The sequence below is a fragment of the Micromonospora lupini genome (assembly GCF_026342015.1).
Lineage (GTDB): Bacteria > Actinomycetota > Actinomycetes > Mycobacteriales > Micromonosporaceae > Micromonospora > Micromonospora lupini_B.
On sequence record NZ_JAPENL010000001.1, the window covers coordinates 132,677 to 148,371 of the forward strand.

The following is a 15,695-nucleotide window of genomic DNA, read 5'->3' on the forward strand; positions in this document are numbered from 1 at the left end:
CTGCACCGCGCCACGGTCCAGGAAGGACTTGGCGTGGCCTCCCGACCGCACCACAGCGTGCTGCTCGACGGCGAGCGCATCGTGGCCGTCCTGCCCGAGGCGCAGGCGCCCCTGCACGACCCGGACATCGACGTCCTTGACCTCGACGGCCGGACGGTCATGCCGGGGATGACGCTCGGCCACACCCACATCGCGTACCTGAACGTGCTCGACGGCCGGGAGATGCTCTTCAAGTACACGATCCCGGAGGTCACCCTCGGCGCCGCCGCCAACGCGGCGGCGATGCTGCGGCTGGGCTACACCGCCTTCGTCGGCGCCGGCTCGGTGGCCGGCATCGACATGGCGCTGCGCCGGGCGATCGACGCCGGAGCGCTGCCCGGCCCGCGCATCACCCCGTGCAGCCGGGACCTGATGGTGTCCGGCCCGCCGGAGCGCCGCAACCCGGCGGTCAAGCAACGCATCCCGAGCGACCTGATGCGGCTGGCCGACACCCCGGAAGAGCTGATCGAGTACGTCGACACCGAGGTCGCCCAGGGCGCGGAGATCATCAAGGTCTTCTCCACAGGCGACGACACGTTCCCCAACGGGCGCTCGCACGAGCTGCTGTTCACCGCCGAGGAGCTGGTGATCGCGGCGCGGGCGGCACACGAGCGGGGGGTCCGGATCCGCGCCCACTCGCGCGGGCTCGGTGGCATCCGCAACGCCATCGCCGCCGGGGTCGACGTGATCGACCACGCTACCTACGCCGACGACGCGGCCCTGGAGGCGATCGCCGAGCGGGGCATCTTCGTGGTGCCGAGCCTGCACCAGCCGTACCGGCTGCTCACCACCGGCACGCAGCACGGCAAGACCCCGGAGTACCTGGAGACGCTCGAGTTCCAGGCCGAGGTGGAGAACACCCTGCGCATCCTGCCGTTGATGGTGGACATGGGCATCCCCATCGTGGCCGGCGACGACTTCGGCTTCGCGTGGACCCCGCACGGCCGGTACGCCGAGGAGCTGGAGACGTACGTCAGCATGGCGGGCATTCCCGCGCCAGTGGTGCTGACCTGGGCCACGGCCAACGGCGCGCGGCTGGCCGGGCGCGGCGACGAGGCGGGCACGGTGCAGTCGGGCCGGCTGGCCGACCTGGTGGTCACCGACGGCGACCCGGCCGAGGACATCACGGTGCTGGGCCGGCCGGAGGCGATCGAACTGGTGCTGCTGGGCGGTCGGGTGGTCGCCGGGGACGCCGCCCGCTACCGCGCCGGGCAGCCGGCGGGGGTGGCGTGATGCGGCGGCCCGTGCCTGTCGTCCCGCTGCTCGCGGTCGGGGCGTTCGCCATCGGCACCGACACCTTCGTCGTCGCGGGCGTGCTGCCCGAGGTGGCCCGCACGCTGCGGGTGAGCGTCGCCTCGGCCGGGTGGGTGAGCACCGTCTTCGCCCTCGCCTACGCCCTCGCCGCGCCGGTGCTCGGCGCGCTCACCGGCCGGCTGGAACGGCGTACCGTCCTGGTGATCTCGCTTGTCGGGTTCACGCTGGGCAACGTCGCCTCGGCGCTCGCGCCCGACCTGCCGCTGCTGCTGCTGGCTCGGGTCCTCACGGCGGTGAGCGCCGCGCTCTACGTCCCCGCCGCCACCGCGTCGGCGGCCGCGCTGGCCGCGCCCGAGCGGCGTGGCCGGGCGATGGCAGTGGTGCTCGGCGGCCTCTCGGCGGCGACCGTGGCCGGGGTGCCGTTCGGCACCTGGCTCGCCGCCGACCTGCAGTGGCGGGCCACCTTCTGGCTGCTCGCCGCCATCGGCGCTGCCTGCGCGGTGGCGGTGCTCGTCGGCCTGCCGAGGCTGGCGCTGCCGCCCGGTCCGTCGCTTGCCGCCCGGCTCGCCCCGGCCCGCGACAGCCGGGTCGGGTTGGCGGTGCTCACCACCGCGCTGTTCATGACCGGCGGCTACCTCGCCCTGACGTACGTCGGGGCGCTGCTCGCGCCGGCCACCGACGGCGACGGAACCATGCTCGCGGTGCTGCTGCTGGTCTTCGGTGTGCCGGCGGTCGCCGGCACCGTGCTCGGCGGGCGGGCCACCGACCGCTGGGGCGGCCTGCCGGTGCTCGTGGTCTCGATCACCGGACTCGCCCTGGTGCTTGTCACGCTGCCGCTGACCCGGCAGGCGCTGCTGCCTGCCGCGCTGGCCATGGCGGCCTGGGGTGTCACCGCGATGGCCACGCAGCCGGCCCAGCAGCACCGGCTCTTCAGCGTCGCGCCGACCTCCGGCCCACTGCTGCTGTCCCTCAACTCCTCGGCCACGTTCGTGGGCATCGCCCTCGGTGGTTTCCTCGGCAACCGGCTGCTGCGCCACGGCGGCGCGGACGCCCTCGACCTGCTCGGGCCGGTCGGCGCCGCACTCTGCGTGCTGGCGGTGGGCACCACGCTGCTCGGCGCGCGGGTCCACGCCGACAGTCGCGACGACAGGCCGCCGACCGCCGGATTGGCCTCACCGGATCACCCCGGATTGGCCACACCCGGTGGTCGTGGCGCTGCGTACGGTCGGACCGACAATCGGACCCGAACCTCACGAGGATCACGATGACCCAGCTCAGCGACGGTGCGGACACCCTCACCGTCCGCATCGACGACCGGGTGCTGACCGCAGTGCCGGACTACGTGCTCGGCGTGCTCGCCGTGTCGGCGGTCGAGGTCGCCCCGGCGCCGCCCGCCGTGTCGGCGCTGCTGACCGCCGCCGAGGACGCGCTGCACGCGGCCGGCCTGGACAAGGCGGGGGTGGCCGGGTTGCCGGGCATCGCCGCGTGGCGGGAGGCGTACCGGACGGTCGGGGTGAACCCGAACCGGTTCCCCTGCGCCGCCGAGTCGATCGCCCGACGGGTCGCCAAGGGCGACCGGCTGCCCCGGATCAACGCCCTGGTCGACCTCTGCAACGCCGTCTCGCTCGACGCGGCCCTGCCGGTGGCCTCGTGCGCTGTCGACGGCATCACCGACCTGGTCGTCCGACCGGCCGACGGCACCGAGACGTTCCTGCCACTCGGCGCTCCCGACACGCCGGAGCGACCCGACCCGGGCGAGGTCGTCTACGCCGACGCCGACGGGCGGGCGCACTCCCGGCGCTGGAACTGGCGGCAGGGGCACCTGGTCCGCACCGAGGCGGGTCGGCACCGGCTGCTGCTCACCGTCGAGTCGGCTCACCCCGACGGCCGGGCGGAGGTCGTGGCCGCGCTGGCCCGACTCGCCGCCGCCCTCGACGCCCTGTCCGACGCCCCGCGCCAGGAGGCGGTGCTCGACGTGGGGACGACAAGCGCCGTCCTGCGTACCGCGGGCCCGCTCAGCCCTGCCGGCAACCACCAGGGGAGCCGTCAGTGAACCGCGCGATCCTGGTCATCTACCGTCCGGCGGCCGGCCGGTACGCGGCCCAGTTCCGCAGCGTGGTCGCCGCCGCCGCCGAGCGGGGCGTGACCACAGTGGCGCTGCTGCCGACCGGGCAACCGGCCGCCGAAGCCGCCGGCCTGCCCTGCTACCACGCCGACCTCGACAATCGCGAGGCCGTCCGCTCGGTCGTCGCGACGATCCTCGCCGCGCACCCGGTACAGCGCATCTTCCCGCTCTTCGAGGGTGACGTGCTGACCGCCGCGCACTGCCGCCGCGACCACGGCATCGAGGGGCTCGACCCGGAGGAGGCCCTGACCTTCCGGGACAAGAACGTGATGCACCGCCGGGCCGTCGAGCTGGGCGTGCCGGTGGCCCGCTCGTGCCGCCCCGAGACGGTGGGCGCGGTCGCCGAGTTCGCCGCCGAGGTGGGCTGGCCGGTGGTGATCAAGCCGTACGCCGGCTGGGCCTGCGGCGACACCCACCGGGTGGACTCCGCCGAGGACCTGGCCCGGGTGTGGCCGCTGATCGCCGACGACAGGCACGACTACCGGGTGGAGGAGTACGTCCGGGGCGCCGAGTACCACGTCGACTCCCTGCTGCGCGACGGCGAGGTCGTCTTCGAGCAGCTCTCCCGCTACACGTACTCGGTCCTGGAGTTCCGCGACGAGCCCGGCGGCACGGTCTCCCGCAAGCACGACCTGACCCCGGCGGAGCGGCGCATCCAGGCCGCCAGCGCCACAGTGCTGCGCGGCTTCGGGATGCGTACCGGCGTGGCGCACGTGGAGTTCTTCCTCCGCGACGACGGCGAGGTGGTCTTCGGCGAGGCGGCCGCACGGGCCGGCGGCGGCTCGATCGTCCCCGCCATCCAGGCCGGCCGGGGGATCAACCTGGCGGGGGAGTGGTGCCGCCTGGAACTGGACCCGGAGCACGTGCCGGCCGCCACCGTCGGCCCGGAGATCGGCACCGAGTACCTCTGCTCCGACAGGTACGGCCGGATCACCGCGATCACCACTGCCGACGAGCTGCGCGCGTTGGACGCGGTACGCGACGCGGACGTGTGGAAGGCCGTCGGGGACGTGCTCGCCGTGCCGACCGCCTCCAACGACGTGCTCGGCTGGTACGTCTGCGAGGGCCGGGACTTCGACGACGTCCGCGCCCGGTTCAAGGTCATCCGGGACTCCTTCGAGGTACGCACCGAGCCGGTGGGGCAGCCGTCATGTGGCTGACCCGGTTCCGGGCCCTGCCGCGCCCGCTGCGGATGCTTGTCTACGCCTCCTTCATCAACCGGGCCGGCATGTTCGTCTTCCCGCTGCTCGCGGTCTACCTCGTGCAGAGCCGGCACCTCAGCACCGGCGAGGCGGGCGTGCTGATCTCCGTCGGCAGCACCGGCCTGCTCGCCGGCAGCCTGCTCAGCGGGCCGGTCTGCGCCCGCGCCGGCCGACGCGCCGCGCTGGTGTCGAGCCTGCTGCTCAACGCGGCCGGTTACCTGGGCCTCGCCCTGGTCGACGGTCCCACCTGGACGTACGCGGTGCTGCTCTTCGTCGCGCTGGTCGGGATGGGGATGTTCTCCCCGGCGGCGAACACGCTCATCGCCGACCTGACCGAGCCCGGTGAGCGGCCCTTCGCGTACACGGTCAGCTACCTCGCCAACAACCTCGGCATGGGGGTCGGCCCGCTGCTCGGCGGGTTCGCGGCGGCCTTCTCCTATCAGCTCATGTTCGCCGGGAACATCCTGCTCGGCCTGCTCGCGGCGGCCACCATCCGGCTGTTCGTGCCGGCGGACACCAGGCGTGCCCCGACGGCGTCGACGACCGCCAGCACCGGGCGGGCCGGGCTGCTGCGCGACATCGACGTGGCGGTGCTGGTGCTCGTCTCGTTCTGCTACGTCGCGCCGCTGATCGGCCTGGAGTACACGCTGCCCCTCGCGGTCACCACAGTGCTGCACTCGTCGGTGGCGCTCGTCGGCGCGGTCTACACCATCAACAGCGTCGTCGTGGTCAGCGCCAGCCTGCTGATCGAGAAGCGGATCAAGGCGTACTCGACAAGGGTCCTGCTGATCGTGGCGGGCGTGCTCTGGTCGACCGGGATGGCCGTCCTGGTGTTCGCGTTCTCGCTGCCCGCCGTGCTGCTCTCCACTGTGGTCTGGACCCTCGGCGAGATCATCGCGTCGGTGGTGGTGCCCACCTACATCGCCGACCACGTGGCGGAGCACCGGGTCAGTGGTTTCATGGCCCTGAACGCCTTCGTGCTCAGCTCCGCCCGGCTGGTCGTGCCGATGGGTCTCGGCTTCCTCTGGCAGACCCAGGGACACCGTCCCGTCCTCCTGCTGCTCCTGCTGACCCCGGTGGTCGGCGTGGTCGCCTTCGCAGTGCTGCGGATCCGACCGGCCGTCCGGCCCGTGCCGGCACTCGCCGAACCGGCCACCGCAAGTCCCTGACACCCCACCCCGCATCGGAAGAGGCCATGACCGCGACGAAGTTCGTGCTGCCCGAGAGTGACATCCCGACGACCTGGTACAACGTGGTTCCCGACCTGCCCAAGGGCCTGCCCCCGATGCTGCACCCCGGCACCCGGGAACCCATCACCGCGGCGGACCTCGAACCGCTCTTCGCCACCGGCATGATCGAGCAGGAGTTCACCACCGAGCGGGACGTGGACATTCCCGGGCCGGTGCTCGACATCTACCGGCAGTGGCGGCCCAGCCCGCTCGTGCGCGCCCGTCGCCTGGAGCAGGCCCTCGACACGCCGGCCCGGATCTACTTCAAGTACGAGGGGGTCAGCCCGGCCGGCAGCCACAAGCCGAACACCGCAGTGCCGCAGGCGTACTACAGCAAGCTCGACGGTGTGCAGCGGCTGACCACCGAGACCGGCGCCGGCCAGTGGGGCAGCTCGCTCTCGATGGCCTGCGCGTACTTCGGCCTCGACTGCGAGGTCTTCATGGTGCGGGTCAGCTACGACCAGAAGCCGTACCGGCGGGGGCTGATGGAGACGTTCGGCGCGTCGGTCACCGCGAGCCCGAGCGACCGTACCGAGGCGGGCCGGGCGGCCCTCGCCGCCGACCCGGACTCCACAGGCAGCCTCGGCCTGGCCATCTCCGAGGCGGTGGAGGCGGCGATGTCCAGCGGCGGCGTCGCCAAGTACGCCCTCGGCTCGGTGCTCAACCTGGTGCTGATGCACCAGACGATCATCGGGCAGGAGGCGCTGCTCCAGCTCGCGATGGCCGACGACTACCCGGACATCGTGATCGGCGCGGCCGGCGGCGGTTCCAACTTCGCAGGGCTGGCCCTGCCGTTCGTGCGCCGCCAGTTGGGCGGCGGCCCGACGGTGCGGTTCATCGCGGCGGAGCCGGCCTCCTGCCCGTCGCTGACCCAGGGCAGCTACGACTACGACTTCGGCGACACCGCCGGGCTCACCCCGCTTGCCAAGATGCACACCCTGGGCCACGACTTCCACCCGCCGGCGATCCACGCCGGTGGGCTGCGCTACCACGGCATGGCGCCGATCGTCAGCGCGCTGCGGGACATCGACCTGATCGAGGCGCGGGCGGTCCCGCAGACCGCCTGCTTCGAGGCGGGCGTGCTGTTCGCCCGCAGCGAGGGGATCGTGCCGGCGCCGGAGTCCACCCACGCCGTCCGGGTGGCTGTGGACGAGGCGCTGCGCTGCCGGGAGACGGGCGAGTCGAAGGCGATCGTCTTCTCCCTCTCGGGGCACGGCCACTTCGACATGCAGGCCTACATCGACTACTTCGCCGGAAAACTGACGGACTGACCTCGCCGGGGGTGGGCGCCGCTGCGGCGTCCACCCCTCGCGACGAGCACCGGGGGTGCCATTGCACAGCGAAGCAGCGACCATCCTCGCCATCAACGGATCGGAACGGCCCGGTGGCAACACCGACCACGCCATCGCGTACGCGGGCAAGCTGATCGCCGAGCGGGGCGCGATCCTGCGCACCATCGCGCTACGCGAGCACCGGATCTCGCCGTGCAGCCCGTGCGGCGACTGCAACAGCCGTACCCTGCCCTGCCAGGTGGACGACGACGTCCCCGCCCTGGTGGAGCAGATGGCAAGCGCCGACGGGCTGATCTACGCGGCCCCGGTGCACGGCTTCGGCCTCGCCCACCTCATGCAGGTCTTCATCGAGCGGGCGGGCGTCGGCTACCTGCGTTTCACCCGGCCGCTGGCCGACAAGGTCGGCGGCATCATCGTCACCGGGCGCCGCTACAGCGACTCCTCGGTGCACAACCAGATCGTCAACAACCTGCTGCTCAACCGGATGATTCTGGTGGGCAGCGGTTTCCCCGTCCTGCTGCGCAACACCACAGGCGCTCCCGGCCTGACCGACGTCGAGGGCGTCGACGCGCTGGAGCGGATGGTGCACCGGATGCTCGACATGGTGCAACTGCTCAAGCAGCACCAGCAGGTCGACGGTGGTCCGGTCCTCCCGCGCCGCGACCGCAACGAACGCGTTCCGCGGCCCCGCCGCGCCGAAACCGTCCACACCAGAGGAGATATCGAGAATGTCCACTGAGCAGGTCGCCGCGCCGGTCGGCATCGACTTCCCGGCCACCGACTGGGAGAGGTGGGACAAGCCGGGCGCCGAGGGGCGCGTCAAGATCTCGTACGTCGGTGGTCAGCGCCTGCGCCTGCTGGAGCTGCCCCCGGGCTTCGACGAGCACCACTGGTGCCTGCGCGGCCACACCGGCTACGTCCTGCAGGGCGAGTTCACCATCCACTTCCGGGACCGGTCGGTGCCGTGTCGCCCCGGGATGGGTTTCGTCATCCCCGACGACGAGGAGCACCGGTCCCAGGGCAGCGACGCCGAGCCCACTGTCGTCTTCGTCATCGACGAGGTCCCGCAGCCGTGAGCGACAAGCACCGGATCGCGCCGCCGGCCGGCTCCCCGCCGGCCGGCGGCGTCGACGGCCCGTCCCGGATCGCCGAGCTGCGGGTCGCCATCGACGCGCTCGACCAGCAGATCGTCGCCCTGCTGGCCGAGCGCACCCGCGTGGTGCAGGAGTTGACCGCGCACAAGACGGACGAGGCGACGGTCCGGTCACCCGAGCGGGCACGGCAGGTGCTGGGCCGGGTGCACGACCTGGCCTCCCGGCAGGGCATTCCGCCGGAGGTCGCGGTCGGCACCTACCGTGCGCTCATCGACGAGCTGACCCGGATGCAGCTCGACATGCTGGCGGCCCGCCGCGCGGCCGTGCCACTGGCGGAGAAGTGATGAGCCACCGCCCGCCCGTCGACCTGCGGCACGCGCTGGCCAGCCTCGACCCGCTCCCGGGCGAGCTGGTCCGCGTCGCCACGGAGCTGCCCGCCCGCTACGGCGTCTCCGCCCACTACGCCAGGTGGGCCGGTGCGCCCGCCGCCCCGCCCACCGGCGCCGGCCCGGCGGTGCTCTTCGACCGGGTACGCCCCGACCACGGGCCGACCCGGGCGGTGCTGATGGGCCTCTACGGCACCCGTACGCGTGCCGCCGGCCTGCTCGGCTGCACGCCGAGTGAGCTGCCGCACCGGCTGCTCGACGCGGTTGCCGCCCCCCGTCCGCCGGTGCCCGCCCCCGATGCGTCCCGCTGGCCGCGCGAGACGCTGCCGGTGGATCTGACCGCGCTGCCGGTGCCGGTCCTCACCGACGAGGACGCCGGGCCCTACCTGACCCTCGGCGCGGTGCTCGCCACCGACCCGGACACCGGGGTCCGCAACCTGTCGGTGCACCGGATGTGCGTGCAGGGGCCCGACTCGCTGACCATCTGGATGGTGCCCGGCCGGGACCTGGAGCTCGCGTACCAGGCCGCCCTGCGCCGAGGGCGTCCGTTGCCTGTCGCGATCCACCTCGGCCTGAGCCCGGCGGTGCTGCTGTCCTCCTGCTGCCCGACCTCGCTGGTCCCGCCCGCGCTCGACGAGCTGGCGGTGGCCGGCGCGCTCGCCGGTCAGCCTGTCGAGCTGCTGCCCTGCGCCACCGTGGACGCCGAGTTCATCGCGCACGCCGAGTACGTCATCGAGGGCGAGCTGCGGGCCGACCGGGCGCCGGAGAGCGCGCACGGCACCGTGGCCACGCCGGAGTTCCTCGGCTACCAGGGTCGGGCGCACCCCTCGTTGCCGCTGATCCAGGTCACCGCGATCACCGCCCGGGAGCGACCGATCCTGCAGGCTGTCTCCGGACCCGGCCACGAGCAGTCGGTGCTGCTCGGCTTCGGGATGGAGGCCGCGGTGCTGGACCTGCTGCGCCGCCGGGGGACGCCGGCCCTGGCCGCGCACTGTCACACCGCGGGCGGCGGCCAGCTCATGGTGGTGCTCCAGTGGCCGGCCAAGCGCGGCCCGGAGGACGACCTCGCGGTACGCGCCGCCGCCGAGGCGGTGCTGGAGCAGTTCCGGATGGCCAAGCTGGTGCTGTGCGTGGGCGAGGACGTCGACATCGAGTCCGACCAGGACCTGTGGTGGGCGATGGTCACCCGCTTCCAGGCCGACCAGGACCTGCTGGTACTGCCGGACCGGGAGGGCTTCCCGCTCGACCCGAGCCAGCACACCGGCTACTCCCCGTCGCTGTCGGCCGACGGGCGCACGGCGAAGGCGGTCTTCGACTGCACCGTCCCGTACGCCCAGCGCGCCCGGTTCCACAGGCCCCGCTTCACCGAGCCGTCACGTCCCGCACCGCGGCGGCCAGCAGCGCCACTCCCTCGGTGATCCGGGCGGTGGGCAGCGACGCGTACCCGATCAGGAACGTCGGCTCGGTCGGCGGGCGGGTGACGAAGTAGCCCGACGCCGGGTAGACCCGTACGCCCCGCGCGGCGGCGGCGCGCACGATCTCGGCCTCGCCGACGTCGGGCGCGCCGCCCAGGGTCACCAGTACGTGCAGCCCGGCCGCCGTGCCGGAGATCCGCACCCCCGCGCCGAAGTGCTCGTACAGCGCCTCCAGCAGCCGGGCGCGTCGCTGCCGGTAGAGGCGGTCCATCCGGCCGATGTGCCGGGCGTACGCGCCGGAGGAGATGAACTCGGCCAACGCCTCCTGGGTGAGCGTCGGAGTCAGCCGGTCGGTGATCCACTTGACGCCCAGGAACGACCGGACGAGGTGCGGCGGCAGCACCGCGTACCCGATGCGCAGCGAGGGGAAGAGGGTCTTGCTGAAGCTGCCGACGTAGACCACGTCCGCGTCCTGCGGGTCGGCGGCCAGCGACGGCAACCGCTCCTGCGCGAACGTGAACTCGTTGTGGTAGTCGTCCTCCAGCACCGTGGCCCCGTGTTCGCGGGCCCAGCGCAGCAGCGCCCGCCGCCGCCTCTCGGACATGATGAACCCGGTCGGGAACTGGTGCGACGGGGTGACGTAGACCAGGCGTACCCGGGCCGGGTCGAGGCCGTGCGCGCGGACCCGGCACTCGATCTCGTCGACCCGCAAACCCTCCTCGTCGACGCCTACCGGCACCACCGCGGCCCGCGAGTAGCCGAAGATCTGCCGCAGCACGGTGTGGCTCGGATCCTCGATGATCACCACGTCGTCGGGGCCGACGAGCAGCCGGACCAGGATGTCCATGGCCTGGGTGGCGCCGCTGGTCACCACCGTGTTCTCGCGGGTGGCGTCCAGCGCACGACTGCGCCGCAGCAGGGCGGTGATCTGCGCACGCAACGACACCGCGCCCTCGGCCGGCCCGTAGCCCAGCGCCACGGCGTCGGCCCGGCTCACCGCGTCGGCGAGCGACTGCCGCCACCGGGCCACCGGGAAGCTGGCAAGCGCCGGGGTGCCGTGCCGGAAGTCGTACGTCCCGTCCGGCCTGTGCATCGGCGCCGGCTCCCACGGCTTCCACAGCGGACTGCCGGCGTCGGTGGGAAGCGGGGGTTCGGGCCGCAGGTGCGCGCGGACGGCGCGCGGGGCGGGCGCCGGCGCATCGGTGAGGGCGGCGCTGACCCGCGTGCCGGAACCCCGCCGCGAGGTGAGCACACCGTTGGCCCGCAGCAGCTCGTACGCCCGGGTCACCACCGTCCGGGAGACCCCGAGCTGGTGCGCCAGCTCGCGGCTGGGCGGCACCGTGTCGCCGGGGCGCAGTCGGCCGGCCCGCACGGACCCGCTGATCTGGTCACAGAGCTGCTGCTGCAACGGCACCGAACTGTCCCGGTCCAGTGTGACGAGGAGCTGGTCCGAACTCACCTGGACATGCTCCCCCGCTCGACGCCGACTGCGAGTCTAGTCGCGTCGGCACGCCGAACCGGCTGGTCCACGACCGACCACGTGTGGTTTCCGGCGGGCCGGCGCAGCGACGGTCAGGCGGCCCGGGAGGACCGCCGACGGACTGGACGGTCGGTCTGCACGAACGTCGACAGCCGGCCGTCGACGAGTCGACCGAGCACGTCCAGGAAGATCCCCCGGTCGCGCGACGGGATCGTGTCGAGGATGTCGCCCTGCAGCCGCGCGACGATCCGCCGCGCCTCGGCGACCATCCGCTCGCCGTCGGGCGTGACGGTGACGATGCGGGCACGTCGGTCGGTCGTCGAGGTGCGGCGTTCGGCCAGGCCCCCGCGTTCGAGCTCGTCGAGGGTGACGACCATCGTCGTCTTGTCGATGCCGCACATGTCGCCGAGTTGGCTCTGGGTGAACTCGCCGGTGCTGCCGCGATCGAGCACGCAGTAGGCCCGCGTCGAGATGCCCAGACCGGAGAGGGCGGCGGCGTGCTCCTGAGCCAGCGCGTGGGTGGCCCAGGACATCAGGAACATCAGGTCGGGCGCCGCGGCATCGGGTCCGGAGGTGCCGGTCGTCATGACGGCAGCCTAGCAACTAGTCCGTGATCCGAACTATCTCGGAGCGGAGCATTTCTCCGGGCTCGGCAGGAGGTTGAGAACGGGATAGTAAAGATCGGAACCTTCTGTTACGGTTCGATCTTCGGCCCCCTCCACAAAGGAGTCATCTCATGTCTGCGGAAGCCTCCACCCCTCGCGCAGCAGTCGACAGTGCCCCGCGCGTGCGCAACCGGGTCATCGTTGTCGTGGCCGCGGTGCTCGCCGCCGTGGTCGTGTGGCTGATCGCCACCGTCGCCGGCGCGCCGCTCACCGTCGACCAGGGCTCCGGTCCCCAGGACGTCACGGTGCTCGCCGTGATCGTGACCTCCGCGCTCGCCGCCCTGTTCGGCTGGGGCCTGCTCGCGCTGCTCGAGCGCGTATCGGCTCGCGCCACGACCATCTGGACCGCGATCGCCGTCGCCGTGCTCGTGCTGTCGCTCGTGCCGGCATCCCTTGTCGACGCCACGGCGGGCACCACTGTCGCCCTCGTGCTGATGCACCTTGCGGTCGGTGCGGTCGTGATCCTGGGCTACCGCCGGGCAGGTGCGCGGCGCGGCTGACGACGAGCGGCTGCCGCAGGTCGAGGTTCATGCCTCTGACCTGCGGCTTTGTCGGATTTCAGCAGGTGATTTCTCGCCCCGCGGATGGTACGACTAGGTGCACCTGTCGACTCGGATTCCGGGCGTCCCACTACCGCTCGGGGCGGGACGACCGTGACGGAGAGCAGCGAGAACACGGCCGCCTACGAACGCGGTGTGGGCGCCGGACGGATCGAGCAGCGTCTGCAGGGGCACGACGAGCATCTGCGCCACATCAACGGTTCGATCGACTCGATGACGCGGGCGATGCAGGCTCTCACCGAGGAGCTTCGCGCCAACGCCGCCATCCTGGGCGCAAACGTGGCCTCGGGCGCCGGGACGCCGCGGAGCGGGACAAGATAGCGGCCGTCCGCATCGAGGAGGCGGGCCTCGTCGACTCGCGCAGTACGGTCCGCTGGACGAGGTGGCAGCGCTGGGTCGCCGTCGTCGGGGCCGTCATCCTGGTCGTGAACGTCGGCCTGGGGCTCTACCTCGCGTTCGGCCGCTGACCCGTCCTCAGTTGCGGGTGCGGCTCAGCGCGAGCCCGCCGAGGCCCAGTGCGGCCAATCCCACGACGAGGGCCACGTACGCCCCACCGAGCCCGTTACCGGTGCCGATACCGCCGTCGGAGGTCGCGACGACAAGCGCGCCGAGGGCCACCCCGACCAGCCCCGCCGCCAGCGCCACTGTCGCGCCGAGCAGCCCGCTGCCGGTGCCGACGCGACTGGTGGGGCGGGCCAGGGCCAGCGCGCCGACGATCACCCCGGCCAGGCCCAGCAGGGCGGCCACGCTCGCCCCGAGTCGCCCGGCGCTCATGGTGGTCACGCTTGCCGCCAACGGCGCGGACGAGGTGTACGCGGCGGTGGCCGGCGCGGCGAGCCCGAACACCCCCAGCAGGGCGGACGCGGCAGCGGTGCACAGCAGGCGAGCCGGCTTCGGGTTTCGCGACGGGAACATGTGCTTCTCCTTCGTCGTACGTCTCGGTGGTTGTCGCTCGATCCTGTCGCCGATTCGACCGCCGGTCGTCCGGCAGCCGGATGCCTTTTCCGCTGCCGCCACCGGCGCAGGCGGCTGCCGTGCACGGCGCAGTTCCCGCCCCGACTACCGCCGGCGCGGTAGGCCCCTGTCGTTCGCGCGCAGGAGTCGCCCGCGCCTCGCCTCGGGCTAGGGTGCGCCCATGAGCACAGGGCGTGCCGCCGTGCGGGACTGGGCGATCGCCGTCGGTGTGGCGGCGGTGCTGCTTGTCGCCGGGCTGTCCGCGGACCATTCCACGATCGACAGTGAGCTGCTGGGCTTTCCGCTGCTGGCGGCCAGCGGTGTGGCGCTGGCGGCGCGTCGCCGGGCGCCCGTCGCCGTCCTGGCCGTCACCGGGCTGTGCGCGGTGGGTTACCAGGCGGTCGGTTTCGACGTGCCTGCGGTCGCCTTCCTGATCGCGGTGTACACGGGTGTGCGGGCGGGCCATCGCGTCGTCACGGTCGCCGCCGCGGTGCTGATGCTCGTCGCTCTTCCCCTCACCGCGCTCGCCCCGCCGCAGGACCTGCCCCCTGGGGAGGCGTTCGCCCGGGCCCGGGGCGCGCTGGAGGTGGCCTGGCTGATCGCCGCCGGCGCCGCGGGTGAGGCGTTGCGGCAGGCCGAGCGGCGGGCGGACGAGGCCGAGCGCACCCGGGAGGAGACCGCGCGACGCCGCGCCGACGAGGAGCGGCTGCACATCGCGCGGGAGCTGCACGACTCCCTCACCCACCAGATCTCGATCATCAAGGTGCAGGCCGAGGTGGCCGTGCACCTGGCCCGCCGACGGGGTGAGGCGGTGCCGGAGTCTCTGCTGGCGATCCGGGAGGCCGGCCGTGAGGCGAGCCGGGAGTTGCGCGCGACCCTGGAGGCCCTGCGCGACGACGACAGGAACCCGCCGCGCGGCCTCGAACACCTGCCGGAGCTTGTGGAGCGGGCCCGGCTGGCGGGGCTGGACACGACGTTGACGGTCGAGGGCGAACGGCAGGCCGTACCGGCCGCGGTGGATCGGACCGCCTACCGGATCGTGCAGGAGTCGCTCACCAACGTCGCCCGGCACGCCGCCGCGGCCACGGCGTCGGTACGCGTCGACTACCGTCCGGACGCCCTCGCGATCCGCGTCGACGACGACGGCACGGCCACGCTGGCGACGGCGCCGACGCCCGGAGTCGGGCTGCTCGGGATGCGCGAACGGGTCACCGCCCTGGGCGGTCGCCTCCACGCGGCGCCACGCGACGATGGCGGCTTCACCGTCCACGCGGAACTCCCCGTCGGCCCGCCCGCGTGATCCGCGTCCTGCTTGTCGACGACCAGGCGCTCCTGCGCAGTGGTTTCCGCGCGCTCCTCGACGTCGAGGAGGACATCGAGGTGGTGGCCGAGGCTGCCGACGGCCGTGAGGGTGTGGCCCTCGCCCGGCGTCACCTGCCCGACATCGCGCTCATCGACATCCAGATGCCGGTGTTGGACGGCATCGCGGCGACCCGACTCATCGCCGCGGACCCGGCCCTGGCAGGTGTGCACGTCGTCATCCTGACCAACTACGGCCTCGACGAACACGTCTTCCACGCGTTGCGCGCCGGCGCCGCCGGCTTCCTCGTCAAGGACATCGAGCCGGAGGACTTCCTGCACGCCGTACGCGTCGCCGCGCGGGGCGACGCGCTGCTCGCCCCGTCGATCACCCGCCGGCTCATCGACAGGTACGTCGCCGAGCCGCGCCACCTGCGGGCCCCGACCGGTCTGCGGGAGTTGACCACCCGGGAACGCGAAGCCGTCGTCCTCGTCGCCCAGGGCCTGTCGAACGACGAGATCGCCGCGCGCATGGTGATCAGCCCGCTGACCGCCAAGACCCACATCAACCGCGCCATGGCCAAGCTGCACGCCCGCGACCGCGCCCAACTCGTCGTCGTCGCGTACGAGTCGGGTCTGGTGGCCCCGCGCCACGACTGACCCTGAGCGGTCGCCGCCGACCAGGGGCTGCGCCTGGGCTT

The 15,695-nt window shown here is 73.0% G+C and carries 17 protein-coding genes; 14 read left to right on the forward strand and 3 right to left on the reverse strand.

Features of this window, described 5'->3' with window-relative positions; genetic code table 11:
• Positions 1-33: 33 nt before the first annotated feature.
• From OOJ91_RS00590 to OOJ91_RS00635, 10 genes are read left to right on the forward strand one after another with little or no spacing between them, the layout of a single operon-like run.
• A complete protein-coding gene (locus OOJ91_RS00590) occupies positions 34-1,272 on the forward strand; it encodes an amidohydrolase family protein (RefSeq protein WP_266241296.1) in 1,239 nt (412 codons plus the stop codon).
• Positions 1,272-2,561 (forward strand): MFS transporter, encoded by a 1,290-nt coding sequence (locus OOJ91_RS00595; protein WP_266241297.1) that lies wholly within the window; start codon positions 1,272-1,274, stop codon positions 2,559-2,561. The genes OOJ91_RS00590 and OOJ91_RS00595 overlap by 1 nt, the downstream gene beginning before the upstream one ends.
• On the forward strand, positions 2,558-3,346 hold the full coding sequence (locus tag OOJ91_RS00600) for a B3/B4 domain-containing protein (RefSeq protein WP_266241298.1): 789 nt from the start codon (positions 2,558-2,560) through the stop codon (positions 3,344-3,346). Before OOJ91_RS00595 ends, OOJ91_RS00600 begins: the two co-directional genes overlap by 4 nt.
• Complete coding sequence (locus OOJ91_RS00605) at positions 3,343-4,578, forward strand: ATP-grasp domain-containing protein (protein ID WP_266241299.1); 1,236 nt, start codon at positions 3,343-3,345, stop codon at positions 4,576-4,578. The genes OOJ91_RS00600 and OOJ91_RS00605 overlap by 4 nt, the downstream gene beginning before the upstream one ends.
• Entirely contained in the window at positions 4,569-5,789 is a 1,221-nt protein-coding gene (locus OOJ91_RS00610) for an MFS transporter (protein ID WP_266241300.1), read from the forward strand. The genes OOJ91_RS00605 and OOJ91_RS00610 overlap by 10 nt, the downstream gene beginning before the upstream one ends.
• A 26-nt stretch (positions 5,790-5,815) precedes the next feature.
• Complete coding sequence (locus OOJ91_RS00615; RefSeq protein WP_266241301.1) at positions 5,816-7,120, forward strand: TrpB-like pyridoxal phosphate-dependent enzyme; 1,305 nt, start codon at positions 5,816-5,818, stop codon at positions 7,118-7,120.
• Between the two features lie 55 nt (positions 7,121-7,175).
• A complete protein-coding gene (locus OOJ91_RS00620; protein ID WP_266241302.1) occupies positions 7,176-7,880 on the forward strand; it encodes a flavodoxin family protein in 705 nt (234 codons plus the stop codon).
• Positions 7,870-8,217, forward strand: a complete 348-nt coding sequence (locus OOJ91_RS00625; RefSeq protein ID WP_266241303.1) for a cupin domain-containing protein — start codon at positions 7,870-7,872, stop codon at positions 8,215-8,217. Before OOJ91_RS00620 ends, OOJ91_RS00625 begins: the two co-directional genes overlap by 11 nt.
• The gene (locus OOJ91_RS00630) at positions 8,214-8,579 is read left to right on the forward strand and encodes a chorismate mutase (RefSeq protein WP_266241304.1); all 366 of its coding nucleotides are present in this window, start codon (positions 8,214-8,216) and stop codon (positions 8,577-8,579) included. Before OOJ91_RS00625 ends, OOJ91_RS00630 begins: the two co-directional genes overlap by 4 nt.
• Complete coding sequence (locus tag OOJ91_RS00635; protein ID WP_266241305.1) at positions 8,579-10,039, forward strand: UbiD family decarboxylase; 1,461 nt, start codon at positions 8,579-8,581, stop codon at positions 10,037-10,039. The genes OOJ91_RS00630 and OOJ91_RS00635 overlap by 1 nt, the downstream gene beginning before the upstream one ends.
• Here the strand turns inward: OOJ91_RS00635 and OOJ91_RS00640 are convergent.
• Both OOJ91_RS00640 and OOJ91_RS00645 read right to left on the reverse strand, forming a co-directional pair.
• Positions 9,984-11,495 (reverse strand): PLP-dependent aminotransferase family protein, encoded by a 1,512-nt coding sequence (locus OOJ91_RS00640; RefSeq protein ID WP_266241306.1) that lies wholly within the window; start codon positions 11,493-11,495, stop codon positions 9,984-9,986. The two genes, OOJ91_RS00635 and OOJ91_RS00640, sit on opposite strands and share 56 nt — an antisense overlap.
• A 113-nt stretch (positions 11,496-11,608) precedes the next feature.
• A complete protein-coding gene (locus tag OOJ91_RS00645; RefSeq protein ID WP_266241307.1) occupies positions 11,609-12,103 on the reverse strand; it encodes a MarR family winged helix-turn-helix transcriptional regulator in 495 nt (164 codons plus the stop codon).
• Positions 12,104-12,252: 149 nt separating this feature from the next.
• Between OOJ91_RS00645 and OOJ91_RS00650 the strand changes: the two genes are divergently transcribed.
• Both OOJ91_RS00650 and OOJ91_RS00655 read left to right on the forward strand, forming a co-directional pair.
• Complete coding sequence (locus OOJ91_RS00650) at positions 12,253-12,681, forward strand: DUF6069 family protein (RefSeq protein WP_266241308.1); 429 nt, start codon at positions 12,253-12,255, stop codon at positions 12,679-12,681.
• 153 nt (positions 12,682-12,834) lie between these two features.
• Positions 12,835-13,062, forward strand: a complete 228-nt coding sequence (locus tag OOJ91_RS00655) for a hypothetical protein (protein ID WP_266241309.1) — start codon at positions 12,835-12,837, stop codon at positions 13,060-13,062.
• A gap of 153 nt (positions 13,063-13,215) precedes the next feature.
• Here OOJ91_RS00655 and OOJ91_RS00660 read toward each other — a convergent pair whose 3' ends face one another.
• Positions 13,216-13,656 (reverse strand): DUF6223 family protein, encoded by a 441-nt coding sequence (locus OOJ91_RS00660; protein WP_266241311.1) that lies wholly within the window; start codon positions 13,654-13,656, stop codon positions 13,216-13,218.
• A gap of 220 nt (positions 13,657-13,876) precedes the next feature.
• On the opposite strand from OOJ91_RS00660, the gene OOJ91_RS00665 reads away from it, so the two are divergent.
• Together OOJ91_RS00665 and OOJ91_RS00670 are read left to right on the forward strand one after the other, a co-directional pair.
• The gene (locus tag OOJ91_RS00665; protein WP_266241313.1) at positions 13,877-14,995 is read left to right on the forward strand and encodes a sensor histidine kinase; all 1,119 of its coding nucleotides are present in this window, start codon (positions 13,877-13,879) and stop codon (positions 14,993-14,995) included.
• The gene (locus OOJ91_RS00670; RefSeq protein WP_266241314.1) at positions 14,992-15,654 is read left to right on the forward strand and encodes a response regulator; all 663 of its coding nucleotides are present in this window, start codon (positions 14,992-14,994) and stop codon (positions 15,652-15,654) included. The genes OOJ91_RS00665 and OOJ91_RS00670 overlap by 4 nt, the downstream gene beginning before the upstream one ends.
• Positions 15,655-15,695: the final 41 nt, after the last annotated feature.

Bases quoted from the DNA above. Each gene is read 5' to 3' on its own strand.
- OOJ91_RS00665 (WP_266241313.1), top strand. From the start codon at position 13,877: ATGAGCACAGGGCGTGCCGCCGTGCGGGACTGGGCGATCGCCGTCGGT.
- OOJ91_RS00600 (WP_266241298.1), top strand. From the start codon at position 2,558: ATGACCCAGCTCAGCGACGGTGCGGACACCCTCACCGTCCGCATCGAC.
- OOJ91_RS00645 (WP_266241307.1), bottom strand. From the start codon at position 12,103: ATGACGACCGGCACCTCCGGACCCGATGCCGCGGCGCCCGACCTGATG.
- OOJ91_RS00610 (WP_266241300.1), top strand. From the start codon at position 4,569: ATGTGGCTGACCCGGTTCCGGGCCCTGCCGCGCCCGCTGCGGATGCTT.
- OOJ91_RS00660 (WP_266241311.1), bottom strand. From the start codon at position 13,656: ATGTTCCCGTCGCGAAACCCGAAGCCGGCTCGCCTGCTGTGCACCGCT.
- OOJ91_RS00635 (WP_266241305.1), top strand. From the start codon at position 8,579: ATGAGCCACCGCCCGCCCGTCGACCTGCGGCACGCGCTGGCCAGCCTC.
- OOJ91_RS00595 (WP_266241297.1), top strand. From the start codon at position 1,272: ATGCGGCGGCCCGTGCCTGTCGTCCCGCTGCTCGCGGTCGGGGCGTTC.
- OOJ91_RS00615 (WP_266241301.1), top strand. From the start codon at position 5,816: ATGACCGCGACGAAGTTCGTGCTGCCCGAGAGTGACATCCCGACGACC.
- OOJ91_RS00625 (WP_266241303.1), top strand. From the start codon at position 7,870: ATGTCCACTGAGCAGGTCGCCGCGCCGGTCGGCATCGACTTCCCGGCC.
- OOJ91_RS00650 (WP_266241308.1), top strand. From the start codon at position 12,253: ATGTCTGCGGAAGCCTCCACCCCTCGCGCAGCAGTCGACAGTGCCCCG.